This is a genomic window from Rubellimicrobium sp. CFH 75288 (genome assembly GCF_009904055.1).
Lineage (GTDB): Bacteria > Pseudomonadota > Alphaproteobacteria > Rhodobacterales > Rhodobacteraceae > Rubellimicrobium.
Window position 1 is genome coordinate 160,985 of the sequence record NZ_WYDP01000005.1, and the last position, 25,938, is coordinate 186,922.

27 protein-coding genes are annotated in these 25,938 nt (G+C 74.0%); 9 read left to right on the forward strand and 18 right to left on the reverse strand.

Features of this window, described 5'->3' with window-relative positions:
* The first annotated feature begins 5 nt into the window (after positions 1–5).
* From GT358_RS06515 to GT358_RS06535, 5 genes are all read left to right on the forward strand, one after another.
* Positions 6–1,064, forward strand: coding sequence for an ABC transporter ATP-binding protein (locus GT358_RS06515; RefSeq protein ID WP_166581790.1), 1,059 nt, complete (start codon positions 6–8; stop codon positions 1,062–1,064).
* The gene (locus GT358_RS06520; RefSeq protein ID WP_208103371.1) at positions 1,064–1,663 is read left to right on the forward strand and encodes a histidine phosphatase family protein; all 600 of its coding nucleotides are present in this window, start codon (positions 1,064–1,066) and stop codon (positions 1,661–1,663) included. Before GT358_RS06515 ends, GT358_RS06520 begins: the two co-directional genes overlap by 1 nt.
* Positions 1,664–1,771: 108 nt before the next feature.
* Positions 1,772–2,785: an SIS domain-containing protein gene (locus GT358_RS06525; RefSeq protein WP_166581791.1), complete on the forward strand. Its 1,014-nt coding sequence runs from the start codon at positions 1,772–1,774 to the stop codon at positions 2,783–2,785.
* 3 nt (positions 2,786–2,788) lie between these two features.
* Positions 2,789–3,610: a PfkB family carbohydrate kinase gene (locus GT358_RS06530; RefSeq protein ID WP_166581792.1), complete on the forward strand. Its 822-nt coding sequence runs from the start codon at positions 2,789–2,791 to the stop codon at positions 3,608–3,610.
* A gap of 58 nt (positions 3,611–3,668) precedes the next feature.
* Positions 3,669–4,766: a lysine-2,3-aminomutase-like protein gene (locus GT358_RS06535; protein WP_166581793.1), complete on the forward strand. Its 1,098-nt coding sequence runs from the start codon at positions 3,669–3,671 to the stop codon at positions 4,764–4,766.
* Between the two features lie 9 nt (positions 4,767–4,775).
* On the opposite strand, the gene GT358_RS06540 is transcribed toward GT358_RS06535, so the two are convergent.
* The 3 genes from GT358_RS06540 to GT358_RS06550 form a co-directional block, all read right to left on the reverse strand.
* Entirely contained in the window at positions 4,776–6,962 is a 2,187-nt protein-coding gene (locus tag GT358_RS06540) for an amylo-alpha-1,6-glucosidase (protein ID WP_166581794.1), read from the reverse strand.
* A gap of 12 nt (positions 6,963–6,974) precedes the next feature.
* Positions 6,975–8,063 (reverse strand): glycosyltransferase family 4 protein, encoded by a 1,089-nt coding sequence (locus GT358_RS06545; RefSeq protein ID WP_166581795.1) that lies wholly within the window; start codon positions 8,061–8,063, stop codon positions 6,975–6,977.
* Between the two features lie 138 nt (positions 8,064–8,201).
* Complete coding sequence (locus tag GT358_RS06550) at positions 8,202–9,383, reverse strand: alpha-D-ribose 1-methylphosphonate 5-triphosphate diphosphatase (protein WP_166581796.1); 1,182 nt, start codon at positions 9,381–9,383, stop codon at positions 8,202–8,204.
* Here GT358_RS06550 and GT358_RS06555 point away from each other — a divergent pair.
* Positions 9,382–10,059 (forward strand): DUF1045 domain-containing protein, encoded by a 678-nt coding sequence (locus tag GT358_RS06555; protein ID WP_166581797.1) that lies wholly within the window; start codon positions 9,382–9,384, stop codon positions 10,057–10,059. The genes GT358_RS06550 and GT358_RS06555 overlap by 2 nt on opposite strands.
* On the opposite strand, the gene phnN is transcribed toward GT358_RS06555, so the two are convergent.
* From phnN to phnG, 7 genes are read right to left on the reverse strand one after another with little or no spacing between them, the layout of a single operon-like run.
* Positions 10,041–10,583: a phosphonate metabolism protein/1,5-bisphosphokinase (PRPP-forming) PhnN gene (gene phnN, locus GT358_RS06560; RefSeq protein WP_166581798.1), complete on the reverse strand. Its 543-nt coding sequence runs from the start codon at positions 10,581–10,583 to the stop codon at positions 10,041–10,043. The two genes, GT358_RS06555 and phnN, sit on opposite strands and share 19 nt — an antisense overlap.
* Complete coding sequence (gene phnL, locus GT358_RS06565) at positions 10,580–11,251, reverse strand: phosphonate C-P lyase system protein PhnL (protein ID WP_166582030.1); 672 nt, start codon at positions 11,249–11,251, stop codon at positions 10,580–10,582. The genes phnN and phnL overlap by 4 nt, the downstream gene beginning before the upstream one ends.
* An 11-nt stretch (positions 11,252–11,262) precedes the next feature.
* Positions 11,263–12,033, reverse strand: coding sequence for a phosphonate C-P lyase system protein PhnK (phnK, locus tag GT358_RS06570; RefSeq protein ID WP_166581799.1), 771 nt, complete (start codon positions 12,031–12,033; stop codon positions 11,263–11,265).
* Entirely contained in the window at positions 12,030–12,875 is an 846-nt protein-coding gene (locus GT358_RS06575) for an alpha-D-ribose 1-methylphosphonate 5-phosphate C-P-lyase PhnJ (RefSeq protein WP_166581800.1), read from the reverse strand. Before GT358_RS06575 ends, phnK begins: the two co-directional genes overlap by 4 nt.
* Positions 12,872–13,978: a carbon-phosphorus lyase complex subunit PhnI gene (locus tag GT358_RS06580; protein ID WP_166581801.1), complete on the reverse strand. Its 1,107-nt coding sequence runs from the start codon at positions 13,976–13,978 to the stop codon at positions 12,872–12,874. Before GT358_RS06580 ends, GT358_RS06575 begins: the two co-directional genes overlap by 4 nt.
* On the reverse strand, positions 13,978–14,541 hold the full coding sequence (gene phnH, locus GT358_RS06585) for a phosphonate C-P lyase system protein PhnH (RefSeq protein ID WP_166581802.1): 564 nt from the start codon (positions 14,539–14,541) through the stop codon (positions 13,978–13,980). Before phnH ends, GT358_RS06580 begins: the two co-directional genes overlap by 1 nt.
* A complete protein-coding gene (gene phnG / locus GT358_RS06590) occupies positions 14,538–14,999 on the reverse strand; it encodes a phosphonate C-P lyase system protein PhnG (RefSeq protein ID WP_243730740.1) in 462 nt (153 codons plus the stop codon). The genes phnH and phnG overlap by 4 nt, the downstream gene beginning before the upstream one ends.
* A 66-nt stretch (positions 15,000–15,065) precedes the next feature.
* Between phnG and phnF the strand changes: the two genes are divergently transcribed.
* On the forward strand, positions 15,066–15,785 hold the full coding sequence (phnF, locus tag GT358_RS06595) for a phosphonate metabolism transcriptional regulator PhnF (protein ID WP_166581803.1): 720 nt from the start codon (positions 15,066–15,068) through the stop codon (positions 15,783–15,785).
* Positions 15,786–15,792: 7 nt separating this feature from the next.
* Here phnF and GT358_RS06600 read toward each other — a convergent pair whose 3' ends face one another.
* The 5 genes from GT358_RS06600 to phnC are packed head-to-tail and all read right to left on the reverse strand — an operon-like array spanning position 15,793 to position 20,439.
* On the reverse strand, positions 15,793–16,410 hold the full coding sequence (locus tag GT358_RS06600; protein WP_166581804.1) for a DapH/DapD/GlmU-related protein: 618 nt from the start codon (positions 16,408–16,410) through the stop codon (positions 15,793–15,795).
* Positions 16,407–17,768 carry a phosphonate ABC transporter, permease protein PhnE gene (phnE, locus tag GT358_RS06605; protein ID WP_166581805.1) on the reverse strand — a complete coding sequence of 454 codons (1,362 nt, stop codon included), beginning with the start codon at positions 17,766–17,768 and terminating at the stop codon, positions 16,407–16,409. Before phnE (GT358_RS06605) ends, GT358_RS06600 begins: the two co-directional genes overlap by 4 nt.
* A complete protein-coding gene (gene phnE, locus GT358_RS06610) occupies positions 17,765–18,616 on the reverse strand; it encodes a phosphonate ABC transporter, permease protein PhnE (RefSeq protein ID WP_166581806.1) in 852 nt (283 codons plus the stop codon). The genes phnE (GT358_RS06605) and phnE (GT358_RS06610) overlap by 4 nt, the downstream gene beginning before the upstream one ends.
* 40 nt (positions 18,617–18,656) lie before the next feature.
* Complete coding sequence (phnD, locus tag GT358_RS06615) at positions 18,657–19,565, reverse strand: phosphonate ABC transporter substrate-binding protein (RefSeq protein ID WP_166581807.1); 909 nt, start codon at positions 19,563–19,565, stop codon at positions 18,657–18,659.
* A 52-nt stretch (positions 19,566–19,617) separates the two neighbouring features.
* The gene (phnC, locus tag GT358_RS06620) at positions 19,618–20,439 is read right to left on the reverse strand and encodes a phosphonate ABC transporter ATP-binding protein (protein WP_166581808.1); all 822 of its coding nucleotides are present in this window, start codon (positions 20,437–20,439) and stop codon (positions 19,618–19,620) included.
* Between the two features lie 180 nt (positions 20,440–20,619).
* Between phnC and GT358_RS06625 the strand changes: the two genes are divergently transcribed.
* Together GT358_RS06625 and GT358_RS06630 are read left to right on the forward strand one after the other, a co-directional pair.
* Entirely contained in the window at positions 20,620–22,320 is a 1,701-nt protein-coding gene (locus GT358_RS06625) for an FAD/NAD(P)-binding protein (protein ID WP_166581809.1), read from the forward strand.
* A 29-nt stretch (positions 22,321–22,349) separates the two neighbouring features.
* Complete coding sequence (locus GT358_RS06630) at positions 22,350–22,952, forward strand: hypothetical protein (RefSeq protein WP_243730741.1); 603 nt, start codon at positions 22,350–22,352, stop codon at positions 22,950–22,952.
* Between the two features lie 7 nt (positions 22,953–22,959).
* Here GT358_RS06630 and GT358_RS06635 read toward each other — a convergent pair whose 3' ends face one another.
* The 3 genes from GT358_RS06635 to GT358_RS06645 all read right to left on the reverse strand — a co-directional run bounded on the left by GT358_RS06635 (position 22,960) and on the right by GT358_RS06645 (position 25,849).
* Positions 22,960–23,388, reverse strand: a complete 429-nt coding sequence (locus GT358_RS06635; protein WP_166581810.1) for a VOC family protein — start codon at positions 23,386–23,388, stop codon at positions 22,960–22,962.
* Between the two features lie 65 nt (positions 23,389–23,453).
* Positions 23,454–24,797: a hypothetical protein gene (locus GT358_RS06640; RefSeq protein ID WP_166581811.1), complete on the reverse strand. Its 1,344-nt coding sequence runs from the start codon at positions 24,795–24,797 to the stop codon at positions 23,454–23,456.
* Positions 24,794–25,849 carry a hypothetical protein gene (locus GT358_RS06645; RefSeq protein WP_166581812.1) on the reverse strand — a complete coding sequence of 352 codons (1,056 nt, stop codon included), beginning with the start codon at positions 25,847–25,849 and terminating at the stop codon, positions 24,794–24,796. The genes GT358_RS06640 and GT358_RS06645 overlap by 4 nt, the downstream gene beginning before the upstream one ends.
* Positions 25,850–25,938: the final 89 nt, after the last annotated feature.

The window sequence follows — 25,938 nt, forward strand, 5'->3', positions numbered from 1 at the left end:
CCGCCATGCTCGAGCTGCGATCCGTCACCAAGCGCTTCGGGGACGTGGACGCCGTGCGGGAGGTCAGCCTGTCCGTGCCCGACGGCGCCTTTCTGGTGCTGCTGGGTCCGTCGGGCTGCGGCAAGACCACGCTGCTGCGGATGCTCGCGGGGCTCGAGATGCCCTCGGCCGGGCAGATCGTGTTCGACGGGCAGGTCGTCTCGGACGGGGACCGGGCCTGGGCGGTGGACCCCGCACGGCGCAACTCGGGCCTCGTCTTCCAGTCCTATGCGCTCTGGCCCCACATGACGGTGCGCGGCAACGTGGAATGGCCGCTCAAGGTGGCCGGAATGGCGCGGCCCGAGCGCGAGGCCCGGGTGGCCGAGGTGCTGCGGATGCTCGGGATCGACGGCCTCGCGCGGCGCTTTCCCAACGAGATCTCGGGCGGCCAGCAGCAGCGCGTGGCCATCGCGCGCACCATCGCGCCGCGCCCCGGCGTGCTGCTCTTCGACGAGCCGCTGTCGAACCTCGACGCCAAGCTCCGGGTCGAGATGCGCACCGAGCTCATGCGGCTGCACCGCGCCACCGGCGCCACGACGGTCTATGTCACCCACGACCAGATCGAGGCGATGACGATGGCCAGCCATGTCGCGGTGATGCGGGCGGGCCGGGTGGAGCAGTTCGGCACGCCGCTCGACCTCGTGGAGCGGCCGGAGACGGCCTTTGTCGCGACCTTCGTGGGCACGCCGCCCGGCAACCTGGTGCCCGTGCGCCGCAACGGGACGGGCTGGGTCGTGGGAGGGCGCCACATGCCGCTCGAGCCTCCGGCCGACGGGGCGCAGGCCCTGTTCCGCGCCGAGACTCTGCGCCTCGAGGGGGCGGAGGGTCCCCGGACGCTGCCGCTCGAACTGGCCGAGGTCTCGACCATCGCGGGGCGGGTCATGGTCACGGCGATCGCGCCGGACCTGCGCCTGACCGCCGTGACCGAGGCGCTGCCCGCCGCGCGGGTGGGCGAGACGGTCCATATCGGCCTGCCCGAGACCCCGGCCGCCTGGTTCGCGCCCACGGGCGAGAGGATCGGCTGATGCGGCTTCTGCTCGTGCGGCACGGCGAATCCGAATGGAACGCGGCGCGCCGGCTTCAGGGGCAGGCCGACATCGCCCTGTCCGAGCGGGGATGCGAGCAGGCGCGCCGGCTGCGGCCCGTGGTGGAGGGGCTCGCGCCGGACCGCGCGCTCTCCTCCGACCTGCGCCGCGCGGCCGACACGGCCCGCCTGCTGGGGGCCGAGCCGCTCGCCCTGACGGCCGACCTGCGCGAGATCGACGTGGGCGCCTGGACCGGCGAGTCCATCGCCGACATCGTCGCGCGCGAGCCCGAGGCCTATGCCGGCTGGCGCGCGGGGGTCCATGCCCCCGAGCGCGGCGAGAGCTGGGCCGTCTTCCGCGCGCGCGCGGCCCGGGCCGTGGAAGCGGAGGCCGCCGCAGGCGGGCGGAGCCTGCTCGTGGTCTGCCATGGCGGGGTGATCCGGGCGCTGCTCGAGCATTTCCTGGACCTCAGCCCGTCGCGGATCATTCCCGTCGGCCCGGCCAGCCTCACCACGCTGCGCCTGTCCCCCCGCGGCGCTGCGCGGCTCGAGCTGTTCAACTTCACCGCGGGCCTGCCGGAGCTGGCCGCCCCGGACTGAGCGGCGGATTGCTGTTGCTCCGGGAGCGGGCGCGTGCCAATCGGCAGCCCGAGAGCCCGGCCGGCACTCCGCGCCCGCCGGGCCCCCGTCCCGTCGCGAGGACCCGCCATGCTGAACTTCGACCCCGACCGCTTCCTGCACATCCAGCAGGGCGCCTGCCGCCGGGCGCAGGAGGTGGGCGCGCTGGTCCGGGACCTGGTGGCGGACGGGGCCGACAGCCTGTTCTTTCTGGGATCGGGCGGGGCCGGGCTCCTGATGCAGCCGGCGGCGGACCTGCTCGGCCGCCGGTCGGGGCTCGCCGTCTTCGCGCCGCCCTGCCCCGAGATCGTGCTGACCGGGCACCGCGCCATGGGCGAGCGGTCGGTGGCCATCCTGCCGTCGCTGTCGGGCACCACGCGCGAGACGGTCGCCGCGCTGGACTGGGCCCGGTCCTGCGGCGCCACGACGATCGCGCTGGTAGGCGATGCCGACACGCCGCTGGGCTCGGGCGCGCATCACTGCTTCGCCAATGCCGCCGCCGACGACACCTCGTGCGAGATGTTCCACGTCCTCGCGCTCGCCGCGGCGCTGGGGGCGATGGAGGCGCACGGCGAGATGCCGGAGGCCGGCCGCCTTCTGGCCGAACTGGAGGGGCTGCCCGACCGGCTTCTGGCGGCCAAGCGCGCCTTCGAGCCGCGCGCGGCCGAACTGGCGGGCCGCCTTGCCGAGCGGGACTGGCACATCGTGACGGCGGCCGGGACGGTCTGGCCGCAGGCCCATTACTACGGCATGTGCATCCTCGAGGAGATGCAGTGGATCCGCACCCGCCCCGTCCATGCGGCCGACTTCTTCCACGGCACGCTGGAACTGGTGGAGCCCGGCGTCTCCGTTCTGGTCATGGCGGGCGAGGACGAGGCACGGCCGCTGACCGACCGGGTGATCGCCTTTGCCCGGCAATACACCGACCGTCTCCTCGTGCTCGATTCGGCCGATCTCGCGGCGGAGGGGCTGCCGACGGAGCTGCGCGCCCTCCTCGCCCCGGCGCTGCTGGCCACCGCGCTCGAGCGGGTCTCGGCCCATCTGGAGGTGCTGCGGGACCATCCGCTGGTCACGCGGCGCTACTACCGGCGCGTCGCCTACTAGGCGATGTGGGACCTCGCGACGGTCGGGGACAATTGCATCGACCGCCTCACGGGGGCCGTGCAGGCCGAGCGGGTGGGCGGCAACGCGCTCAACGTCGCCGTGCAGGCGGCCGGGGCGGGACTGCGCGTCGCCTATGCGGGCGCGGTCGGGCCGCCCGGCGAGGCCGAGGGCGACCGCGTGGTGGCAGCACTCCGCCGTCGCGGGGTGGATGTCCGTCATGTGGTCCGCCGCGACCGGCCCACCGCCGTCACCGTCCTGCTGGTAGAGCCCGACGGAGAGCGGCGCATCCTCCGGGAGGATTTCGGCGCCTGCGCCGGCTGGAGGCCGGACGCGGCCGCGCTCCGGGCGCTTGGCCGCGCGCGGCATGTCCATATCGGCTGGCTCGACGACGGGGGCGCGCTGCGGCGGCGCCTGGCCGCGGCCGGTGTGCCGCTGTCGCAGGACCTGGGCGTGACCGCGGCGCCGGAACATCTCGGGGTCGAGGGGCTGTCGGTCGCCTTTGCCTCGCTGCCCGAGAGCGAGGCCGCCGGGGCCGAGGCCTGCGCCGCCTGCCTGGTGGCGCGCGGGGCGCGCGGGGCGGTGGTGACGCTCGGCGCGGCCGGAAGCCTCGCCCTGATGGAGGGGCGGGTGATCCGGGCGGAGGCCGTCCCGCTCGTGCCGGCGGACACGACCGGAGCGGGCGACAGCTACATCGCGGGATTCCTGGCCGCCCGCCTGCGGGGCGCGCCGCTCGAGGCGGCGATGGCCGAGGGTCATGCCCTGGCGGCCCGCTGCTGCCGCCATCCGGGCGGCTTTCCCCAGGAGGACGACGGGGCGCAGGGTTGACAGGGGGGCACCCGGGCCGGCCATAGGGGCGCTCCGTCCCCGCCCGACGAGACCGCCCATGACCGACATCCCTCCGTCCACCCTGCGCACGCCCGGCGCCCTCGTGGCGGCCGGCCTCGTCCCCGAGAGCGGGCGCACCGCGATCGAGGCGGTGGCGGCGCGCTATGCCGTGGCGATCACGCCCGCAATGGCCGACCTGATCGACCCCGATGCGCCGGACGATCCGGTGGGCCGTCAGTTCGTGCCCGATGCGGCGGAGCTGCGCGCCGCACCCGGCGAGGATGCGGACCCGATCGGGGACGGGACCCATGCGCCGGTGCCGGGGATCGTGCACCGCTATCCCGACCGGGTGCTGCTCAAGCCGCTTCACGCCTGCGCCGTCTATTGCCGCTTCTGCTTCCGCCGCGAGGCGGTGGGGCCGGGGGGCGAGGGTGCGCTGTCCGCGGCGGCGCTGGCGCGGGCGCTCGACTACATCGCCGCCCGTCCCGCCATCTGGGAGGTGGTGGTGACGGGGGGCGATCCGCTGATCCTCTCGGTCCGGCGGCTGCGCGACCTGACGCGGCGTCTGGGCGCCATCCCCCACGTCCGGGTGATCCGGTTTCACACCCGGGTGCCCGTCGTCTCGCCCGAGCGCGTGACGCCCGGTCTGGTCGCCGCGCTGCGGGCGGGCGCGGGCGGACAGGCGGTGTTCGTGGTCCTTCATGCCAACCATGCGCGCGAGATGACGCTCGCCGCGCGCGCCGCCTGCGGACGGCTGGTGGACGCGGGCATCCCCCTGCTGTCCCAGAGCGTGCTGCTGCGCGGCGTCAACGACAGCCCGGAGGCGCTGGAGGGGCTGATGCGCGCCCTCGTCGAGGCGCGGGTCAAGCCCTACTACCTCCACCATCCCGACCTGGCGCCGGGGACGGGGCATTTCCGCCTGCCGGTGGCCGAGGGACAGGCGCTGGTCGAGACGCTGCGGGGGCGCGTGTCGGGGCTGTGCCAGCCGGCCTATGTGCTGGACATCCCCGGCGGCCACGGCAAGGCGCCGCTCACTCCCTGCGCGGCGGAGGCGCCCGATGCGGAGGGGCGGCACCGCGTGCGCGACTGGCGCGGAGGGCTCCATCTCTACCCGCCCGAGGGGGTCCCGCCGCCCCGGGGGCGCGACGCGGGCTGAGCCGCGCGCTCAGTGGGTGACGCGAAGCTGCACCTCGCCGCTGCGGCGGGCGGGCGAGACGGCCACCGCGTCGCCTGCCCGGCGCACGACGAGGTCGAGGGTGCCGCCATCGAGATGGAGGTTGCGCAGGCACAGCCGGTCCAGGAATCCCGGCAGGACGGGGTTGCGCAGCTCCACCGTCCGCGAGGCCGGATCGAAGCCCAGACCCAGACAGGCCCCGACCAGCGCCACCGGCGTCGCCGCCGCCCAGGCCTGGGGCGAACAGGCGACGGGATAGAAGGTGGGCCCCTGCCCCCTGAGCCGCGGAAAGCCGCAGAACAGTTCGGGCAGGCGGCGCAGGTCGATATGGATGGAGGCGTCGAACAGCGCCTCGAAGATGCGCGCCGCCTCGGCCTTGAGGCCGTAGCGCGCGAGCCCCATCGCGATCAGCGCATTGTCGTGCGGCCAGACCGAGCCGTTGTGGTAGGACATCGGATTGTAGCGCGCCTCGCCCGTGGCCACCGTGCGCACGCCCCAGCCCGAGAAGGCGCTGGGGCCCATCAGGGTGCGGGCGACCGCGGCCGCGCGTTCGGGCCGGGCGATGCCGGTCCAGAGGGCATGGCCCGCATTGGACGCGCGCACCCGGCAGGGGCGCTTCTCGCCGTCGAGCGCGAGCGCGTAGGTGCCTAGATCGGGGCACCAGAAGGCGTCCTCGAAGGCGTCGCGCAGGGCCGCGGCCCGCCCGCGGAGGCGTGCGGCCTCCTCGGGCTGTCCGAGGACCTCCGCCAGCCGCGCGGCCGCGCTCCAGGCGCCGAAGGCATAGGCCTGCACCTCGCAGAGCGCGATCGGTCCCTGGGCGAGCCGGCCATCGGCATGGAAGATGCTGTCGTGGCTGTCCTTCCAGCCCTGGTTGAGCAGCCCGGCCTCCGTCATCCGGCCGTATTCCAGAAAGCCGTCCCCGTCCCGGTCGCCGTGGTTCTCCATCCAGCCGAGCGCGGCCTGCACGGCCGGCCAGAGCCGTCGCGCAAGGGCGACGTCGCCCGTGCGGTCCAGATGCGCACCCGCCAGCATGACGAAGAGGGGGGTGGAATCGACGCTGCCGTAGTAGCGGCGGAACGGCACCTCGCCGGTTTCGGCCATCTCGCCCTGCCGGACCTCGTGCAGGATCTTGCCCGGCTCGCAATCCTTGGCGGGATCGGTGTCGGTCGCCTGGTTGGCAGCGAGATAGCCCAGCACCCCGCGGGCCAGTTCGGGGTCCATCCACAGCGTCTGGAAGGCGGCGATCAGGGCGTCCCGCCCGAACACGGTCGAGAACCACGGCACGCCCGCATAGGGATAGGCCCCGTGGGGTGTCTGGGTGGCGAGCATGTAGATGTCCGAGACCGACCGGCGGATGGCCTCGTTGAAGATCTCGTTGGAGGTCTCCACGGAGGCGGCCCGTGCGGCCGACCGGCGCAGCGCCCGGCGCGCGGCGCGCAGGGCGCGGCGGAACCCCTCGGGGCCTCCCCGTTCCGGCGGGTGGCCCCCGCCCAGCGTCACGTCGAGCACGATCACGCGCCACTCGCCGGGTCCGAGCCGGAGGTCGAAGCGGGCGCATTCGCCATCGAGCCGTGCCGGCGCGGGATCGAGGCGCAGATGCGTCGCCCGCTCGCGCCCGTCGAGACCCCGATAGGTCCAGAGGATGCCGCCCTCGCCCACCCGCGGCGGGTCCAGCCGGCCGCGCTGCGCGCGGATCTCGCCGCGGACCTCGAAGATGTCGGCGAAATCCGCGGCGGTCTCGATCGCGAGGGTGACGGACACGGCGCGGTCGCCGAAGTTGCGGACCTTGAGCCGCTCGTGCAGGCGGCCGTCCCACAGGAAGATCGTCCGGCGCACATGGATCGTGTCGCTCGGGATCGTCTCGCCGTCGGGCGTCGAGAGGTCGGGGTTGGCCAGGTCGCAGGTCAGCGCCGCGTTGTCCTCCCGCACGGTCGAGGACAGGAGGATGGGCGCCTGCCCGCCGAGGACCAGCCGGTGGCGCGACAGATAGCGCGTGTCGCGGAAATACACCCCCTCGGGCGAGCCCGGCCGGACGTCGCCCATGGGGTCGAGAACGGCGAAGGCGTCGCCGCTCTTGAGGATGCGCAGCCGCTGCTCGGCCAGGGAGGTGGTGACGGCGACCGCATGAGGGCCCGGCGCCGCCTGGCCGGAGCCGGTGTCGATCGGCGTGGCATCCATCGGGCGCCTCCGTCAGTTGAGCGCCGTCACGGTCCGCCCCTGGGCCGGACGCGCCCGGGGCATCAGCGCGGCGCCGTCGGCAAGCCGGGCATAGAGCCGTTCGTAATCGGCCGCCATGCGGGCCGCGCTGAACCGCTCCTCGAAAGTGGCGCGGATGGTCCGCCGGTCGAGCGCGCCGATCCGGCCGACGGCCGCCACGGCCTCGTCGGTGCTCTCCACCACGAGGCCGGTCACGCCGTCGTCGATCACCTCGGGGACCGAGCCGCGGCGGAAGGCGATCACCGGCGTGCCGCAGGCCATGGCCTCGATCATGACAAGGCCGAACGGTTCGGGCCAGTCGATGGGAAAGAGCAGCGCCAGCGCGTCGCCGAGGAAGCGGGCCTTCTGCGTCTCGTCGATCTCGCCCAGGAACTCGACCTGCGGATGGCGCGCGATGAGCGGGCGGATGGTCTCCTCCCAGTAGGTGCGGTCGGCGGCGTCCACCTTGGCCGCAATGCGCAAAGGCAGGCCGCTGCGCGCGGCGATCTCGATGGCGCGGTCGGGCCGCTTTTCGGGCGAGATGCGGCCGAGAAACGCCAGATAGCCGCCGCGCGCCTGCGGACTGAACGGCAGGAGGGTCTCGGGCAGGCCGTGATGGACGGTGCCCAGCCAATGGACGGGCGGCATCGGGCGGCGCTGGTCGTCGGAGATGGAGACGAGCGGCGTGCGGCAGAAGTGCCTGTAGAACGGCACCAGATCCGGCAGGTCCAGCCGGCCGTGCAGCGTCGTCAGGGCCGGGACGTCGAGGCTTCCCAGAAACGGCATCTGGAACAGGTCCACATGGAAGTGGATCACGTCGAAGCGGTGCGCCCGCTGCCGGACCTGGTCGAGCTGGATCATGTGATAGGGCAGCGCGTCGCGCACCGTCGGGTCGAGGCGCAGCGCGCGCGGGGCGGCCGGAACCAGTTCGGCCGCCGTGATCGAATCGCCCGAGGCGAACAGGGTGACATCGTGCCCCCGGCGGACCAGCTCCTCCGTCAGATAGGACACGATGCGCTCCGTACCGCCATAGAGACGGGGCGGGACGCTTTCGAAAAGGGGGGCAACCTGCGCAATCTTCATCGTCGAGACCTCCTCGGGCGGGAGCGGTGTCGGGACAAGACCGGGCATCCGCCAGCCTATGGGCGGCTGCGCGAGCATCCGGACACCTAGGTGCCCGGCAGGTCAAAGCAAGGGCGCCGTGCCGGCCGCGGCCGCAGGTCAGGCCACGCGCCGCCCCGCGCACCAGACCCCGCGCGTCAGGGGATGGCCGCCGCGCTCGGCCACGCGGACGAGGTCGGCCCGCAGGCCCGTCCGCAACGCGCCTCGGTCGGCCAGACCCGCCGCACGTGCCGGGGCCTCGGTCACGCAGGCGAAGCCGCGCGCCAGATCGCCGTCCCAGATCCGCGCGAGCGCGAAGGCCGACTGGAGCAGCGCGGCGGGCACGTAATCCGACGACACGATGTCGAGAAGGCCCGCCTCGGCCAGGTCGGCCGCCGCGACGTTGCCCGAATGCGACCCGCCCCGGATCAGGTTGGGCGCGCCCATCATCACCGCGATGCCCGCCGCGCGGCAGGCTTCGGCCGCTTCGAGCGTGGTGGGAAACTCGGCGATGCGGGCGCCGTGGGCCGCCGACAGGGCGACCTGCTCGCGGTCGCTGTCGTCGTGGCTGGCCAGGACCGCGCCGAGACGGCGCGCGGCCTCGACGGCGCCTCTCTCGTGACGCTCGCCCACCCGGGCGCGAAGCGCCTGCTGGCCGGCCACATGGGCCTGGAACTCCTCCTCCGACAGGCCGTGCTTGCCCATGACGTAGGCACGCAGCTGGCTCATGTCGCGGAACTGGCGCTGGCCCGGCGTGTGGTCCATCAGGCTGAGCAGGCCCACCCCGTCCTCGGGTCCGAACTCGGCCAGCTCCTCGAGCAGGGTTTCCGAACACACCTCCGCGCGCAGGTGCAGCCGGTGCTCGATGCGCAGCGCGCCCTCGCGCCGGAGCGCCGCGATCTCGGTGGCGACGCCCCGTGCATAGGGCTTCTCGGCTCCCGAGACATGGACGATGGAGCCCACGCGCAGCGCGTCGAACACGGTGGTGATGCCGCCCCCCGCCAGTTCGGCATCATGCGCGATGATGGCGGGCGCGTGGGGCCAGTCCACGCGCGGGCGCGGCTCGAGATGGCGCTCGAGGTTGTCGGTGTGCAGCTCCACGAGCCCCGGCGCGAGCAGGTCGCCGCCGCAATCCGTGGCGCCGGCGGGAACCGCGTCGCCCTCGCCGATCTCGGCGATCCGCCCCCCCGCGATGGCGATCCAGCCGCGCTCCACCCGGTCGGGCAGGACCAGGAGGGCATTGGCGAGGATCGCCTCGCATGCGATGGGGTCGCGGCCGGTCAGGGGAGCGTCAAGGGTCATGGGCGAAGCCGTCCGTCATGCGATCTACTGGATGCCCGAGGGGCCGCTGGCGCGCTGGGGCGGCCGCTGGCTGGGCTGGGACGCGGTGGAGGGGTGCGCGGTTCCCCAGCCGCCGATCCCCGGCCACGACCGGGCGCGCCTGACCGCGGCCCCGCGGCGCTACGGCCTCCATGCGACGCTGAAGCCGCCCTTCCGCCTCGCGCCCGGCCGGACCGAGGCGGAGCTGGCCGCCGCGCTGGCTGCGCTGGCCGCGCGGACGGCGCCGGCGGTCGCTCCGGCCCTGACCGTCGCGCGGCTGGGGGGATTCCTCGCGCTCGTGCCCGAGGGGGACGAAGCGGCGCTGTCCGGCCTTGCGGCCCTCTGCGTCGAGCAGCTCGACCCCTTCCGCGCGCCGCCCTCCGCGGCGGAGATCGCGCGCCGCCGGGCCGCCGGGCTCGACGCCGAGGAGGAGGCGAACCTGCAGCGTTGGGGATACCCTTGGGTGATGGACCGCTTCCGCTTTCACGTCACGCTGTCGGGCCCCGTCACCGAGGCGGAGGCCGACGCGCTGCGGGCGGCGCTTGCGGCGGACCCGCCCCCCCTGCCCCGGCCCTTTGCCGTCGCCGCGCTGGCCCATGCGGTCGAGGGGCCGGACGGGCTGTTCCGCCTGCGCCATCGCTACGCCCTCACCGGATAGAGCGCGTCCATGGCGGCGGCGACCGCCTCCTCGAGCGGGCCGTCGTTGCGGATCGTGGCCACGGGCCAGTCCCCTTCGGGCAGGGGCGCCTCCGCCCGCGCGAGCCGCGCGGCCACGGCCTCCTCGCCCTCGCGCCCGCGCGCGCCCAGGCGGCGGGCCAGCACCTCGGGGCTGGCCACGAGGTGGAGGACGTGGAGGCGCGGAAACAGCAGCGCCGCCTCGGGCAGCACGCCGCGCGACAGGTTCGCGATCGCATCGCGCCCGCGCAGGACGCGCGATTCCACCTCGGCCGGGATACCGTAGCGCAGGCCGTGCGCCTGCCAGTGCAGGCAGAAGGCGCCGTCGCGGCGCATCCGCTCGAAGGCGGCCTCGGACACGCTGTCGAACCGCTCGCCGGGGCCGGAGGGGCGCGTGATGACGCGGCGGACGCGGTGCAGCCAGGGCGCCCCCCGCGCGAGCGCGTCGATCAGGCTGTCCTTGCCCACGCCCGACGCGCCGACCACGGCGACAAAGAGCCCGCTCATGGCACGAACCGCCCTACATCCACCTCGCGGTCGCAGACGGCCGCCCGCGCCCCCTCGTCGTGGAAGATGCCGAGGATGGCCGCCCCGCGCGCCTTGGCCTCCCGGATCAGGTCGAGGACGACGGCGCGGTTGACGGGGTCGAGGCTCGCCGTCGGCTCGTCGAGAAGGAGGGCGGGATAGGGGTGGACGAAGCCGCGCGCGATGTTCACCCGCTGCTGCTCGCCGCCCGAGAAGGTGGTGGGCGAGAGATCCCAGAGCGGCCGCGGCAGGTTGAGCCGTCCGAGCAGCGCCGCCGCCCGCGCCCGCGCCTCCTCCTCGGGGACGCCGAGGGCGCGCAGCGGCTCGGCCACCACGTCGAGGGCGGGGACGCGCGGGATGACGCGCAGGAACTGGCTGACCCAGCCCAGCGTTTCGCGCCGCAGGCGCAGGACCTCGCGGGGGGAGGCGGTCGAGAGGTCCACGCCCCCCACGACGATGCGGCCCCCGTCTATGCCGTAATTGCCCTGCACCATCCGCAGCAGCGTGGACTTGCCCGCCCCCGAGGGGCCGACCAGGGCCACGCATTCGCCCGGCCGCACCGCGAGCGCGGCATCCCGCAGCACCGCGAGCCGCGCGCCTCCCTGGTTGTGGAGGACGAAGCCCTTGGAGACCCCCTCGACCCGGATCATCGCGCCCGTGCTCATGCCGCCAGCACCGAGGAGACCAGAAGCTGCGTGTAGGGATGGCGTGGGTCGTCGAGGACGCGATCGGTCAGCCCCTCCTCGACCACGCGGCCGTCCTTCATCACCATGACCCGATGCGCGAGCAGCCGCACCACGGCGAGGTCGTGGGTCACGATCACCACCGCCAGCCCGAGGTCGCGCACGAGCCCCCGCAGCAGGTCCAGAAGCCGCGCCTGCACGCTGACATCGAGGCCCCCCGTCGGCTCGTCCATCAGCACGAGGCGGGGGCGCGTGACCAGGTTGCGCGCGATCTGGAGGCGCTGCTGCATTCCCCCCGAGAAGGTGGAGGGGCGGTCGTCGATCCGCGCGGGGTCGATCTCCACCCGCTCGAGCCAGCGCGCCGCCTCCGCGCGGATGGCGCCGTAATGGCGCGCGCCCACGGCCATGAGCCGCTCGCCCACATTGGCACCGGCGCTGACGTTGAGGCGCAGCCCGTCGCGCGGGTTCTGGCGCACGAAGGCCCAGTCGGTGCGCGCCAGGCGCCGCCGCTCGCCCTCGGGCATGCGGAAGACGTCGCGCGGGCCCGCCTCGCGCGTGTCGAACCACGCCTCGCCCCCGTCGGGCGGCAGGAGCCCGGCGAGGCAGTTGAGCAGCGTCGTCTTGCCCGAGCCCGATTCGCCCACGATCCCCAGCACCTCGCCGGGCCAGAGGTCGAAGCCCACGCCCTCGCAGCCCGTGCGGGCGCCGTAGCGGCGGGTGAGGTTCCGCACCTCCAGAAGCGGCGTCACGATGCACCCCCCGCCCGCCGGGTCTCGCAGAAATCGGTGTCCGAGCAGACGAAGATCCGCCCGCCCCGGTCGTCGGTCAGCACCTCGTCGAGATAGCTGTCCGCGGCCCCGCAGAGCGCGCAGATGCCGGCCGCGCGCGCGGGCTCGAACGGGTGGTCCTCGAAGGCGAGGCTTTCGACCCGCGTGTGGGGCGGCAGCGCGTGGATGCGCGCCTCGCGCCCAGCGCCGAAGAGCAGGATCGCCTCGGAGCAGAGCTTGGGGTTGTCGAACTTGGGGATCGGGGAGGGGTCCATGACATAGCGCCCCTCGACCAGGACGGGATAGGCATAGGTCGTGGCGATGTGGCCGTGGCGGGCGATGTCCTCGTAGAGCTTGACATGCATCAGCCCGTATTCGGCCAGCGCGTGCATCCGCCGCGTCTCGGTCTCGCGCGGCTCGAGAAAGCGCAGGGGTTCGGGGATGGGCACCTGGAAGACGAGGATCTGCCCTTCGCGCAGCGGCGTCTCGGGGATGCGGTGGCGCGTCTGGATCACCGTCGCCTCGGCCGTGCGGGTGGTGGTCGCAACCCCGGCCGTGCGGGCGAAGAAGCGGCGGATCGAGACGGCGTTGGTCGTGTCGTCGGCGCCCTGGTCGATCACCTTGAGCACGTCGTCGGGCGTCAGGACCGAGGCCGTCACCTGCACGCCGCCCGTGCCCCAGCCATAGGGCATGGGCATCTCGCGGCTGGCGAAGGGCACTTGGAGGCCCGGCACCGCCAGCGCCTTGAGCAGCGCGCGGCGGATCATGCGCTTGGTCCCCTCGTCCAGATAGGCAAATCCCCAGGGCAGGCCGTCCGCGCTCATTCCGCCGCCTCCCGCCCCGCGGACTCGCCTGCGGCCCGCGCGGCCTCCGCCTCGCGGCGCAGGCGCCGGACCAGTTCCAGTTCGGCCTGGAAGTCCACGTAATGGGGCAGCTTGATATGCTCGAGAAAGCCGGTGGCCTGCACGTTGTCGCAATGGCCGAGGACGAATTCCTCGTCCCCCGCGGGGGCGCCGGAGAGGTCCTCGCCCAGCTCTCTCGCGCGCAGGGCGCGGTCCACCAGCGCCATGGCGAGCGCGCGCCGCTCGGCCCGGCCGAAGCTCAGGCCGTAGCCGCGGGTGAACTGGGGCGGCTCGGTCCGGCTGCCGGCGAACTGGTTGACGGTCTCGCACTCGGTCAGGACGACCTCGCCCAGCTCGATGGCCAGGCCCAGTTCGGGGATCTCGACCTCGACCGAGACGGCGCCGGTCCGCAACTCGCCCACGAAGGCATGGGTGCGCCCGTAGCCGCGCTGGGTCGAATAGGCGAGCCCGAGCAGGAACCCCTCGTCGCCGCGGGCCAGCACCTGCAGGCGCAGCGCGCGCGGGGCGGGCAGCTCGAGCGGCTCGCGCGTGAGGTCGGGGGGGGTGGCGTCGCCCGGGGGTTCGGGCTGCAGGAGGCCCTCGGCGCCCAGTGCCTCGGCCACGCGCGGCAGGGGGGCGGGGTCGGCAGGCGCGCCCGGCGCGGGGGGCGGATCGACGCCCGCGGCCAGCGCGAAGTCGAGCAGGCGGTGGGTGTAGTCGAAGGTGGGGCCCAGCACCTGCCCCCCCGGCACGTCCTTGAAGATCGCCGACACGCGCCGGTCGGCCCGCATCGCCCCCGTGTCCACGGGCCGCGAGGCGGCGAGGCGCGGCAGCGTCGTGCGGAAGGCGCGCAGAAGAAAGATCGCCTCCACGAGGTCGCCGCGCGCCTGCAGGATGGCCAGGGCGGCGAGGTCGGGGTCGTAGAGCGAGCCCTCGGCCATGACCCGGTCCACGGCCAGCGCCATCCCCTCGCGCAGCTGCGCCACGGTGGGCGCGGGCACCGCCGGGTCGCCGCGCCGCTCCTCGGCCAGCCAGGCATGGGCGGCGTCGATCGCGGCCTCGCCGCCCTTGACGGCCACGTACATCAGCCGATCCTCGTGCTGCGCGGCAGCGCGGCCAGATGCGCGCCGCAGGTCAGGAACAGGTCCACGCCCAAGGGATAGCGCGCGGCGTTCTCGCGCAGCGGGCCCAGGGGCTCGGGCAGCGAGAGATGCGCGGCCTCGCGGATGCCGGGGCCGGTCAGGCGCGCGCCTTCCGGCGCGAGGCGGCCCATCTCGACGATCAGCGTGGCCGAACGGTCGGGATACTCGGCCGTGCCCGCCCGGAACCGCTCCAGCGGCAGGAGCGAGGGCCAGTCGCCGAGGGCGAAGGCCGCCTCCCCGGCCGGGGCGGGGGGGGCGCCGGTGTGAAAGCGCACCCAGTCGCGCACCGCCCCGTCGTCCCAGGCCCCGGCCAGGTGCAGAGGCGTCGTCCCGTCGCAGAGCACGAGAAGCAGCACCCCCGCGGCCGGCGACAGCGGCGCGGGCGGCGCGGCCCCGGCGACGCGGCGGATCGTGCCGGGGCGCGCCATCGCCTCGAGAGCGGCGCGAAAGGCGTGCGCCCCCTCGATCGCCGGGTCGGCGAAGCCGCCCGAGAGCGCCGCGCTCATTCGTCCTCTCCGCGGGCCAGCGTGAAGAACTCCACCCGTGTAGCCGCGGCCCGACCGGCGCGGGCGCGGCGGCGGGCCTCCTCCTCGGCCGCGAGGGGGTCAAGGACGGCGCGGCGCACGGCTCCGGCGCGCGGGGTCTGCATGGCGGCATCCACCCGGGCCGCGGCCTCGCAGGCGGCGCGGTCGCGCCCCTGCACCCAGCCATGCCCCACCGTCCCGCAGGACAGGCGCAGCGTGCCGCGCGTGGCCGTCATCTCGCCGAGGTGGAACGGGGCGCCTGTGCCGCCGGCCCGGGCGCGGATCATGACGGTGCCGGTCTCGGGGCGGCGGAGCCACTCGACGGGTTCGGGGGGGCCCATCGCCGCGACCAGCTCGCACAGCCGCGCGGCGGGCGCGCGGGCGCACAGGCCCATCCAGGCCCGCCGCTCGCTCGCCTCCATCGGGTCGTCTGCCGTCATGCGCTGGACCGTTCCGCCTCGTTCTCCTATACAACTAGACAACTACCACAGCAAGGTGAAGCCCGTATGACAGAACCCCGCCCCTCGCTGCGCCGCTCCGTGGCCGAGGCGTTGCGCGCCGACCTGCGCGCCGGCCGCTGGCGTCCCGGCGAGAGGCTGCCCTCCGAGGCGGAACTGGCGCTGCGCTTCGGCGTGCATCGCCACACGCTGCGCGAGGCGCTGGCGCGGCTCGCGGCCGAGGGGCTGGTCGCCTCGCGCCGGGGGGCGGGGCATTTCGTCCTCTCGCCCCCGGCCGAATATCCGATCGGCCGCACGGTCCGCTTCGGCGAGAACATCCGCGCCGCGGGGCGCCTGCCCGGCCGCGCCGACAGCGTCATCGCCACGCGCGCCGCCGACGCCGAGGAGGCCGGTGCGCTGCGCCTCGCGCCGGGCGCGCCCGTCCACGTGTACGAGGGGGTCTCGCTCGCCTCGGGCGAGCCGGTGGCGCTGTTCCGCTCGGTCTTTCCGGCCGAGCGGTTGCCCGGCCTGCCAGAGGCCCTGCGCGCGCAGGGCAGCACCACGGCCGCCCTGGCCGCCTGCGGGGTGGCCGGGCACCGGCGCGTCGTCACGCGGCTCTCGGCGGTGCCGGCGCTGCCGCACGAGGCGGCGCGGCTGCACCTGGCGCCGCCCGCGGCCCTGTTGCGCTCGGTCTACCTCAACGCCGATCCCGAGGGCAGGCCGGTCGAATACGGCACGACCCTGTGGGCCGGCGGCCGCGTCACGCTGCGCTTCGACGGAGAGCCGTGACGACCCCTCAGCCTCCGTGACGGCACAGGAAGGCCTCCGCCGACAGCGTGCGGAACGCGTCCAGCTCCTCGCGCAGCCGCTCGTGCGGCCAGTCCCACCACCCGAGCGCGATCATCCGCCGGGCGAGGTCCGGGGGCAGCCGGTGGCGCAGGGGGCGGGCGGGCACGCCCGCGACGATCGTGTAGGGCGCGACGTCGCGCGTCACCACGGCCCCCGCGCCCACCACCGCCCCGTGCCCGACCGTCACGCCCGGCCGGACGATCGCGCCGTGGCCGATCCAGCTGTCGTGACCGATCCGCGCCACGCGCGTCGCCCGCGCCGCGAACACCGCCGCGTCGTCCTGCGCATCCTCCCAGTAGAGGGCCGAGCGGTAGAGGAAGTGGTGCAGCGACGCCCCCTCCAGCGGATGGTCCGTGGGCCCGATCCGCACAAGGGCGGCGATGTTGGAGAACCGCCCGATCTCGGCATGGGCGATGTCGCAGAACCGGTCGCAATAGGAATAGGCGCCGAGGGTCGCGTGCAGCAGCCGCGTCCCCTCGCCGATCTCGGTCCAGGGGCCGAAGGTGCAGCCCTCGACTTCGCAGGGGCCGCGGAAGGTGGGGCCTTCGGGCGACAGCCGCCTCACGCGGCCGGCCGGCGCGGTCGCGCCGCCCGGTCGGGAGCGCCGTGAATGATGCGCGCACGCAGCCAGCCCGACGCCGCATCCAGCGCAAAGACCATGACCACGATCAGGACGATGTAGTAGGTGACCTTCTCCCAGTCGCCCTGCGTCTGGATCGCCTGCGTCAGCAGCAGGCCGATCCCGCCTCCCACGATCGCCCCGATGATCGTGGAGGAGCGCACGTTGCTCTCGAACAAGTAGAGCACCTGGCTGGCCAGGACGGGGAAGACCTGCGGGATCACGCCCCAGCGCCACTGCATCGCGGGCGAGGCGCCGGTGGAGGCGACCCCCTCGACCTGCTTGCGGTCCATGTTCTCCAGCGCCTCGGAGAAGAGCTTGCCGAAGGTGCCCGAATCGGTGACCAGGATCGCCAGCGTCCCCGTCAGCGGACCCGGCCCGAAGGCGCGGCTGAGCGCGATGGTCCAGATCAGCGCGTCCACCCCGCGCACGAAGTCGAACACGCGCCGGACGAGAAAGCGCACCGGCCCCAGCGGGTTGACCCCGCGCGCGGCGGCAAAGGCCAGCGGCAGCGCCACCGCCGCCGCGCCCACCGTGCCCAGAAAGGCCATCAGAACCGTCTCCCAGATCGCCCAGGCCACGTCGGCATGCCGCCAGATCGGGTTGGTCCAGAAGTCCCTCCAGGCCCCGGCGAGGTTCGGCCGCGCCGGGTCGATCCGCCCGCCCCAGAGGATCTCGGCCGCCGGCCGGCCGTGATAGGGCGAGTCGATGTGGAAGAAGAACATCTCCCAGCCGGGAAAGTAGCGGAAGACCTCGGCCCGGCCCGCCGTCACCGTCAGCCGCCCCGCCGGCAGCGTCACGGCTAGGCGCGAGGGGCTTGCATTGGCCCAGGAGGGGGGCGGGTCGGGCAGGTTCGTGACCACCTCGCCCTCCACGACCCGCGCCTCGAGCACGCCCCAGTCGGGGATGGCGAAACGGATCGCGCCATCGGCGGCAAAGGTCACGGCATGGCCGTCGGGCAGCTCGACAAGCGTGCCCCCGTCCGGCAGGGGCCGCACCCAGCCGGGCCAGGCCCCCTCGCGATAGGTCGAGCGACGGTTGCCCTCGATCGAGACCGAGACCGCCGCATTGCGCAGGTCCTGCGTGACATGGACCTTGTGGCTCCAGCTGTCGCGCACGAGGATGGCGGCATTGTCGAGGCGCGCGCGCTGGCTCAGGCCCATCACGTCGAAGGCCACGAACACATAGGCCAGATACAGAAGCAGCAGCACCGGCACCGACAGCGCGACGAGGCGCCGGCGCCGGAAGCCGCGCAGCACGCGGCCCTCGAGGTCGGCCCCGGCGGCGGCAGAAAGCGCGGTCATGCCGCCGCTCCGTGCGTCAGGCGCCGCCGCAGCCGGTCGGAAAGCTGGTCCACGACGACGATGGTCAGAAACAATACCAGGAAGATCGCCGCCGCCACGTCGAAGCGGCCCTGCCCGAAGGTCATGGCGTTGCGCAACTCGTAGCCGATGCCCCCCGCACCCACGAAGCCCAGGATGGCCGAGGCGCGGATGTTGATCTCGAAGCGCAGCAGGCCGTAGCTCAGCCAGTTGGGCGCCACCTGCGGCATCACGGCGAGCGCCATGCGCTGACCCCAGTTCGCGCCCGTGGAGGCCAGCCCCTCGACGGGGCGGAGGTCGGCGGCCTCGGCCACCTCGGAGAAGAGCTTGCCCAGTGCGCCGGCGGTGTGCAGCGCGATGGCGATCATCGCCGGGACCGGCCCGCCCCCCAGCACGAAGATCAGGATCAGCGCGATCACGATCTCGGGCACCGCGCGCAGCACGTCCATCACCCGGCGGAACAGCGCCACGCCCCCCGGCCAGGGCGCGAGGCCGCGCGTGGAGAGCAGTGCGAGGCCCATGCCCATCAGGGCGCCGGCCAGGGTCGCCACGGCGGCGATGTTGATCGTCTCGATCAGGGCCGGGACGGCGCGGGCCATGTGGCCGGGCATCCGGTCGCGCCGCTCCCAGGCCTCGAGCACGAGGTTGCGAGGAAAGTCGAGGATCTGCGGCAGGCCGGACCAGAACCCGCCCGCGCTGCGCGCATTCACCGTCTGGAACCCGCTCCAGAGCGCGACGACGAACAGGGCAAGAAGGATGGCGCCCATCAGCCGCCGGCGGCGGACAAGCGCGAGATAGGCTTCGACGGGCGGGACGGCGGTTTGTGCCATGGGTGCGGGCGGAGCGGGGCCGAAGCCCCGCCCCCGGTCCTCACTCGCCGATCTCGGCGAGGCGGATCGCGATGATCGTCTCGTAGGCGTCGTGGCCGATGGGGGTGAAACCCGCCGTCTCGCCCGCCGCCACGCCGTAGGCGCATTCGGGATCGGCCTCGTGCAGGTTCTCGAGCAGGTCGATCATGGTCTGCTTGACGTCCTCGGGCAGCGCCTTGCGCAGCACGATCGGCCCCTCGGCGATGGGCTCCGATCGCCAGATCTCCACCAGGTCGTTCATGTCCACGATGCCCGCATCGGCGGCCCGGCGCAGCGCGCCCGAATTGTAGCCCTCGGACCACTCGCCCAGCCCGTCGGCCCAGGTCACGCCCGCATCCACGTCGCCGTTCAGCACGGCGATGATCGTCTGCTCGTGCCCGCCGGTGAAGCGGATGTCGCCGAAGAACTCGCCCGGCTCCATCGAGTAGCCCGCCTGCGGGATCTCCACCTTCGGGATCAGGTAGCCCGAGGTGGAGTTCGGATCGCCGAAGCCGAACACCTTGCCCTCCAGGTCCGCCAGCGAGGTGATGCCCGAATCGGCGCGGGCGAAGCCGATCGAGTAATAGGTGTAGGAGCCGTCCTCGTTGGTCTTGACCAGCACGGGCTCCACCGCCTCGGGATTCTCCACATAGACCGCCGCATAGGCCGAGGGGCCGAGCCAAGCCATGTCGAGCGTCCCGCCCAGCAGCCCCTGGATGACGCCGTTGTAATCCGCCGGCGCAAAGAGCTGGGTCGGCACGCCCAGCGCCTCCTCCGCATAGGCGCGCAGGCACTCGTTGGAGGCCAGCCGGTCCTGCACGTTCTCGCCGCCGAGCAGGCCGATGCGGAACTGGGTGATCGCCTCCTCCTGCGCCCAGGCCGCAGGGGCGAGGGCCGTGCTGGCCAGGGCAAGAGCCAAGAGCTTGTTCATCTCCGATCTCCGGGAAGGGGGCCGGGCCGGAACGGCCGGGCCGGACAGGGGGTCAGACCATCGCCTCCGCGTCGCGCACGGGGCGCGGGGTGGGATCGCGGCCGTCGATGGCGGTGGAGGTCGCCTCCTCCGAGAAGGTCTCGTCGGCGCCGTAGATGTCGCGCGCCACCCCTCGCGTGAGCTGGGCGGGCGTGCCGTCGAAGACCACGCGCCCGTCGCGCATCCCCACGATGCGGTCGCAGTAGCGCCGCGCGGTGTCCAGCGTGTGGAGGTTGGCGATCACCGTGCGCCCGTCCTCCTCGTGGATGCGGCGCAGCGCGTCCATGACGGTCGCCGCGTTCATCGGATCGAGCGAGGCGATGGGCTCGTCGGCCAGGATGATACGGGGGTCCTGCATCAGAGCGCGCGCGATGGCCACGCGCTGCTGCTGGCCGCCAGAGAGCGCCTCGGCCCGCTTGGGCGCGTGCGCGGCGATCCCCAGCCGGTCGAGGATGGCGAGCGCCCGGCGGATGTCCGCCTCGGGCCAGAGCGCGAACAGCGCGGCCAGCGTGCCGCGCCGGTTCAGCGTCCCGTGCAGCACGTTCGAGACCACGTCGAGCCGGGGCACCAGGTTGAACTGCTGGAAGATCATCGCGCATTGCGCCTGCCAGCCGCGCCGGGCCGCGCCCCGCAGGGCGGTCACGTCGCGCCCCTCGAACAGCACGCGTCCCTCGGTGGGGTCGGTCAGGCGGTTGATCATCCGCAGCAGCGTGGACTTGCCCGCCCCCGACCGCCCGATGATGCCGATCATCGCCGGGCGCTCGACCGTCAGGGTCACCCGGTCCACGGCCGTGTTCGCCCCGAAGCGGCGCGTCAGGTTCTCGATGGCCAGCATGGGCGCTCCCTTCCGCTCGGCGCCCGACTACCGGGGGGGTGTGACGGTTTCGCTGCAGTTGCGTGACGGTTCGGTGACAGGACGCGCGGGCGCGACGCTCCGCCGCCCGCCCCTCCCTTGAAGGCGGCCGCAGGGCGCTTAGCTCCTGCCCTGCGCCCTCCCCCCGTCCCGGAGTCCCCCATGACCGGCCGCATCGCGATCGTCGGCACCGGCCCGACCGGCATCTACACGGCCGCGCATCTTCTCGCCGCGCCCGGCCCCCTCGACCTGACGCTGTTCGAGCAGGCCGAGGAGGCGGGCTGGGGCATGCCCTACGACCCGGACCGCAACGGGCCCGGCATGCTCGCCAACATCGCCAGCATCGAGATCCCGCCCGTGGGGGGAATGACGCTCGTGGACTGGCTCTCGGCGCAGGACGACGCCGCCCTTGCCGCGCTGGGGGTCGAGCGGGCGGCGATCGACCCGCGCACCTTCTTTCCCCGCGTCGTGCTCGGCGCCTATTTCCGCGACGGGCTCGCCCGCGTCGTGGCCGGGGGGGTCGCGCGCGGCCACCGCGTCGCCGTCCGCCCCCTGCACCGGCTCGAGGACGTGGAGCTGCGCGCGGACGACGTGCTCCTGACCTTGCGGGGCCCGGACGGCGAGACGCTGCGCGAGGGCTTCGCGCACGCCGTCCTCGCCACCGGCCACACATTCCCCGACTGGACCGAGACGCGGCCGGGCTATTTCGTCTCGCCCTATCCCACCGCCGCGCTGCGGGGGCTCACGAACCGCCATGTGGGCATCCGCGGCACCTCGCTCTCGGCCATCGACGCGGCCGTGGCGGTAGCCCAAGCCAACGGCACCTTCCTGCGCGACGCGGCGGGCCGGCTCGACTTCCACCCCCTGCCAGGCGCCGACCGCTTCCGGCTCACGCTGATGTCGCGCAAGGGCCTGCTGCCCGAGGCCGACTTCTTCTTCCCCATCCCCTACGAGCCCTGCACCCACTGCACCCCCGAGGCCGTGGACGCGCTCTGCGCCGCCGGGCCCTCGGGCCTGCTCGAGGCCGTGTTCGACCTGTTCCGGGCCGAGATCGTGGCCGCCGATCCCGACTGGGCGGGGCGGGTGGGCCTCGCGCTGCTCGACGCCGACGGCTTCGCCCGCGCCTATTTCGCCGAACGCGAGGCGGCCGATCCCTGGACCTGGGCCGCCCGCAACCTCGAGGAATCGGCCGCCGACTACGCCCGCGCGCGCGTGGTCCCCTGGCGCTACGCCATCCTGCGCACGCACGAGACCGTCGCGCGCATGGTCCCGCACCTCTCGCCCGAGGACCTCGAGCGCTTCCATCGCGGCTGGAAGGCGGTGTTCGTGGACAATTACGCCACCGTTCCCCACGAATCGATCGAGCGGCTGCTCGCGCTGCACCGCGCGGGGCGCATCGCCGTGATCCGGCTGGGCCGCGATCACCGCATCGACACAGCGCCCGAAGGAGGCGGCGCCGTGCTGCACCTGAACGGCGAGGAGACGCGCTTCGACGCCTTTGTCGAGGCCACCGGCCAGCGCGCGCTCGACGCGGCCGACATCCCCTTCCCCAGCCTTCTCGCCCAGGGCGCGATCCGCCGCCCGCGCCTGCCCGACCGTGCCGTGGGCTGGGACGAGGACGAGCTGCCCCCGCTGCGCGAGGTCCCCGGCGTGGAGCTCGACGAGGCGTTCCGGCCCGTCAACGCGCTGGGCCTGTCGGACGGGCTCTACTGCCTCGCCCTGCCCTTCCTGCTCCACCGCCACCCCTTCCACCAGGGCATCACCAGCGCCGAGGAGATGGCCGCGACCGTGGCCCGCGCGATCCTCGGCGCCGACGAGGGGGCCGCCGCGTCGGCCCGCTCGGCCGTGCTGCTCGCATCCTGAGGCGGCTTGACGGATCGGGGGGGCGGGCCATGCTGACGGACATGGACCCGGCCCCCCTCCGCCGCCCGCCCGGCGCCCGCAACCCCGTCACCATGGCCGAGCTGATGGCGGCCCTGCCCCATGTCCTCGCCGCGCCGCGCGACGACGGGCCCGTGACGCTGCTCTGCCACCGCCCGGGCTTCAACCGGCGCAGCTTTCCCGACCGCCTGCGGCTGACGCGGGCGGAGGGGGTGCCGGGCGACCGCTGGCTGACCCAGCCCTGGCTGCGCCTGCCCGACGGACGGCCCGACCCGCGCATCCAGGTCTCGATCCTGCCCGCCCGCGTCCTCGATCTCGTCTGGCGCGAGCGCGAGCATGTCCCCCATCCCGGCGACACGATCACGGCCGACCTCGACACCTCCGAGGAGAACCTGCCCGAGGGCACGCTGCTTCGGGCCGGCACGGCGGTGCTGCGCGTCTCGGCCCTCTTCAACGAGGGCTGCGTCAAGTGGAAGGTGCGCTACGGGCGCGACGCGCTCGACTGGATCACCGCGCCCGGCCATCCCCCCCTGCGCCTGCGCGGCGTCCTCTGCGCGGTCGAGCGGGACGGAGAGGTGCGGCCGGGCGACCGGCTGCGCAAGCTCGCCCCCTGACGCGGCCTTACCAGTGGCCCGTGTTGGGCATCGACGCCCAGGGCTCCTCGGGGGGCTTGGGCTCGCCCTTCTGGAGCAGCTCGATCGAGATGTTGTCGGGCGAGCGGACAAAGGCCATGTGCCCGTCGCGCGGCGGGCGGTTGATCGTCACCCCCGATTCCATCAGCGACCGGCAGAGCGCATAGATGTCGTCCACCTCGTAGGCCAGATGGCCGAAATGCCGGCTGTCCGAGGGCAGCCCCTCGTCCCCGTCCCAGTTGTAGGTGAGTTCGACCGGCGTCTCCTCTTGGCCCGGAGGCGCCATGAAGACCAGCGTGAAGCGGCCCTTCTCGTTGTCGATCCGGCGCGTCTCGCGCAGGCCCAGCTTCTCGTAGAAGGCCTTGGACGTCTCGAGGTCCTTCACGCGGACCATCGTGTGCAGATAGCGGATGGACATGGCTGGTCTCCCTTTCGCGGCCTCTCGGGGGCCAAGCTAGCGGCCCGGCACCCGTGCGCCAGCCCTCAGAACACCGACCGCAGCCCGAGGTCCAGCGTCAGCGCCTCGCGGTCGTAGAGCGAGACGTCCGACCAGGTCCGGCTCGCCTCGAGGCCGAGGACGGGCTCGAAGCCCCAGACTTCCAGGCCGGGCAGGCCGAGGCTGACCGACAGGGTCGCGCGCCGGTCCTGCCGCCCGTCGAAGGCATAGGCCGAGAGCGGATGGTCGCGCCAGTCGAACGTGGCCCCCGCCCCCACCCGCAGCCCGAGCAGCAGCTCGCGCCGGTCGAAGGTCGCGCCGAAGGTGGCGCCGCGATAGCTCGTGTCCTCCACCTCCGACAGGCTGCCGCGCAGCCCCGCGCTCAGCGTCACGCGGTCCCCGCCGGCGGTCCAGGTGGTCCAGGCCGCGCGTGCGCCCAGGCTCCAGTCGTCCCCGCCCCCGTCGAGCCGCCCGGACCATTCGGCGAATCCCGTCAGGCGCAGGCTGTCGCGCTCGCCCAGGAACACTTCCCGCTCGTGCGCGATCTGGCCGAAGCGCAGCCAGGGCTCGCCCCCGAACCAGCTCTGACCCAGCGACAGCGCCGCCTCGCGCGACTCGCCCGTCTCCGCGCGCCAGCGCTGCACGAGCCCGACGCTCAGCGCCACGTCGGCGAAGTCCCGCCCCCGCGCCTCGGGCGCCTGCCTGCGGGCCGCGTCGCTCAGCACATAGGTGCGCCCCGAGACCTGCGCCTCGAGAAAGGTCGCGTCGCGCTCGCCCTCGCGCAGGCGCCAGGCCAGGCCGAGCCCGGCCGAGACGCGCCAGCCCGACAGCGCCCGCGCCTCGCCGTCCAGAACGAACTCGAAGGGCAGGCCGGGCAGCACGATCGTCTCGGCCCGGCTGCCGCCGTTGATGTTGGAACTGGGCGCGACCCCGAAGGCGACCGACACCGAAAGGGGGTTGCGCGCCGCCAGAAGGCGGTAGTCCTCGGCCAGGTCGGCCGCCGCCTCCTCGGAGGGGACATCCCCCCGCGCGCGGCGCAGCCAGATCATCGCGCGCGTGTCCTGCCCCAGATCGGCATGGGCCCGCGCCGCGAGCCGCGCGGCCAGGAACCGCGCGGGGCCCGGCGGCGCCACGGCATGGGCCGCGCGCGCCCGCTCCAGCGCCGCCGCCGGATCGCCCAGCGCGAGCGCGGCCTGCGCGGCCAGGATCAGTCCGGCCAGATCCGACGGATCGCGCGCGAGCAGCGCCTCGGCCGCCGCGCGGGCGCCCGCGGCGTCCCCCTCGGCCAGGAGAACCGCCCCGATCTCGCGCAGGCCGGCCGCATCGGTGACGACCTGCGCCGCCGCCTCGCCCGTCCACAGCCCGAGCAGGAGGGCGAGGAGACGCCTCATCGGTAGAGGATGAAGCCGCCGGTCTCCTGCGCCCGGACCCCATCGAAGCGCGGATCGTCGCTCTCGACCACGAACACGCCCACCACCTCGTCCGCGTTGCGCCCCCCGAGGATGGCATAGTAGCGGCCCGTCTCGTAATCCGCCACCCGCCCGTCGCGGACGATCCGGCTGCCCAGGGCGTTGGTCATCTCGCCGTTCGGCGTCATCGTGCCGGGCCCGATCGTGAACAGCAGGTCCGGCAGCGGCAGTTCCCCCTCGCCCGTTCCCAGGGGAACGGGGCGGCCCTGCTGGTCGAAGGCGCGGCGGTTCGTGATCTCGCCCCGCACCCCGCGCCCCTGCCGGAAGTCGCGGAAGTCGATGGCCATGTCCACGTCGCCGCGGGTGTATTCGAGGCCGGGTCGCCCGTCGAAGACCCGCATCCCGGCATATTCGCCGTCATAGCGCGCCTGCCCCGAAGCGGGCAGGACCACGCCTCCGTTGCGCTCGTAGACGAAGCCTCCGAAGCCGTAGCCGGCATAGGAGCCCGTGCGCACGATGGCAAAGCGCGAGGCGGGCAGCTCCTGCCCGCCCTCGCGGACGGTGCGCGCGCTCACCCCGTAGATTGCCTGGTATTCGAGCTGCCGGATGGGCCGGCCGGTCTGGGCATCGCGCTCGAAGGTGCGCGCCTCGTAGACCGCATAGACGGGCTCGCCGCGCCCGCCGCCCGACAGGGTCGGCACGTCCCGGTCCCGCCGATAGGGCCGATCGCCGTCGAAGGCGAGGTTGTCCACCGTGAAGCGATCCGTGGCGGCGTCGTAGCGCACCGAGCGGACGAACCCGCCCCCCTGCCCGTCCTCGGCCTCGAAGCGGAAGATCCGGGCCTGCGGGGTGGGCCTCTCGGTGCCCGGCGGCAGGTCGGGGTCGCCTCCCACCCCGCCGTCGTCGCCGCCATCATCCCCGCCGCCGTCATCCCCGCCGCCGTCGCCGCCCGGAGGGTCCTCGAAGAAGGGCTGCCCGTCGCCGCAGGCGGGCAGAACCGCCACAAGCCCGAGAAGGAGCAGGATGCGCAGCATGACGGGCCTCGCCGGTGGGAACGCGGCCGATGCTGGGCCGGCCGCTTGCGCCGGTCAACGCTCCGCCGCGTCGTGCTCCCTCGCCGTGT

Coding starts and splice junctions, on each gene's coding strand:
- GT358_RS06515 (WP_166581790.1), top strand. CDS start 6: ATGCTCGAGCTGCGATCCGTCACCAAGCGCTTCGGGGACGTGGACGCC.
- GT358_RS06520 (WP_208103371.1), top strand. CDS start 1,064: ATGCGGCTTCTGCTCGTGCGGCACGGCGAATCCGAATGGAACGCGGCG.
- GT358_RS06525 (WP_166581791.1), top strand. CDS start 1,772: ATGCTGAACTTCGACCCCGACCGCTTCCTGCACATCCAGCAGGGCGCC.
- GT358_RS06530 (WP_166581792.1), top strand. CDS start 2,789: ATGTGGGACCTCGCGACGGTCGGGGACAATTGCATCGACCGCCTCACG.
- GT358_RS06535 (WP_166581793.1), top strand. CDS start 3,669: ATGACCGACATCCCTCCGTCCACCCTGCGCACGCCCGGCGCCCTCGTG.
- GT358_RS06540 (WP_166581794.1), bottom strand. CDS start 6,962: ATGGATGCCACGCCGATCGACACCGGCTCCGGCCAGGCGGCGCCGGGC.
- GT358_RS06545 (WP_166581795.1), bottom strand. CDS start 8,063: ATGAAGATTGCGCAGGTTGCCCCCCTTTTCGAAAGCGTCCCGCCCCGT.
- GT358_RS06555 (WP_166581797.1), top strand. CDS start 9,382: ATGGGCGAAGCCGTCCGTCATGCGATCTACTGGATGCCCGAGGGGCCG.
- GT358_RS06550 (WP_166581796.1), bottom strand. CDS start 9,383: ATGACCCTTGACGCTCCCCTGACCGGCCGCGACCCCATCGCATGCGAG.
- phnN (WP_166581798.1), bottom strand. CDS start 10,583: ATGAGCGGGCTCTTTGTCGCCGTGGTCGGCGCGTCGGGCGTGGGCAAG.
- phnL (WP_166582030.1), bottom strand. CDS start 11,251: ATGATCCGGGTCGAGGGGGTCTCCAAGGGCTTCGTCCTCCACAACCAG.
- GT358_RS06575 (WP_166581800.1), bottom strand. CDS start 12,875: ATGAGCGCGGACGGCCTGCCCTGGGGATTTGCCTATCTGGACGAGGGG.
- GT358_RS06580 (WP_166581801.1), bottom strand. CDS start 13,978: ATGTACGTGGCCGTCAAGGGCGGCGAGGCCGCGATCGACGCCGCCCAT.
- phnH (WP_166581802.1), bottom strand. CDS start 14,541: ATGAGCGCGGCGCTCTCGGGCGGCTTCGCCGACCCGGCGATCGAGGGG.
- phnG (WP_243730740.1), bottom strand. CDS start 14,999: ATGACGGCAGACGACCCGATGGAGGCGAGCGAGCGGCGGGCCTGGATG.
- phnF (WP_166581803.1), top strand. CDS start 15,066: ATGACAGAACCCCGCCCCTCGCTGCGCCGCTCCGTGGCCGAGGCGTTG.
- phnE (WP_166581805.1), bottom strand. CDS start 17,768: ATGACCGCGCTTTCTGCCGCCGCCGGGGCCGACCTCGAGGGCCGCGTG.
- phnE (WP_166581806.1), bottom strand. CDS start 18,616: ATGGCACAAACCGCCGTCCCGCCCGTCGAAGCCTATCTCGCGCTTGTC.
- phnD (WP_166581807.1), bottom strand. CDS start 19,565: ATGAACAAGCTCTTGGCTCTTGCCCTGGCCAGCACGGCCCTCGCCCCT.
- phnC (WP_166581808.1), bottom strand. CDS start 20,439: ATGCTGGCCATCGAGAACCTGACGCGCCGCTTCGGGGCGAACACGGCC.
- GT358_RS06625 (WP_166581809.1), top strand. CDS start 20,620: ATGACCGGCCGCATCGCGATCGTCGGCACCGGCCCGACCGGCATCTAC.
- GT358_RS06630 (WP_243730741.1), top strand. CDS start 22,350: ATGCTGACGGACATGGACCCGGCCCCCCTCCGCCGCCCGCCCGGCGCC.
- GT358_RS06635 (WP_166581810.1), bottom strand. CDS start 23,388: ATGTCCATCCGCTATCTGCACACGATGGTCCGCGTGAAGGACCTCGAG.
- GT358_RS06640 (WP_166581811.1), bottom strand. CDS start 24,797: ATGAGGCGTCTCCTCGCCCTCCTGCTCGGGCTGTGGACGGGCGAGGCG.
- GT358_RS06645 (WP_166581812.1), bottom strand. CDS start 25,849: ATGCTGCGCATCCTGCTCCTTCTCGGGCTTGTGGCGGTTCTGCCCGCC.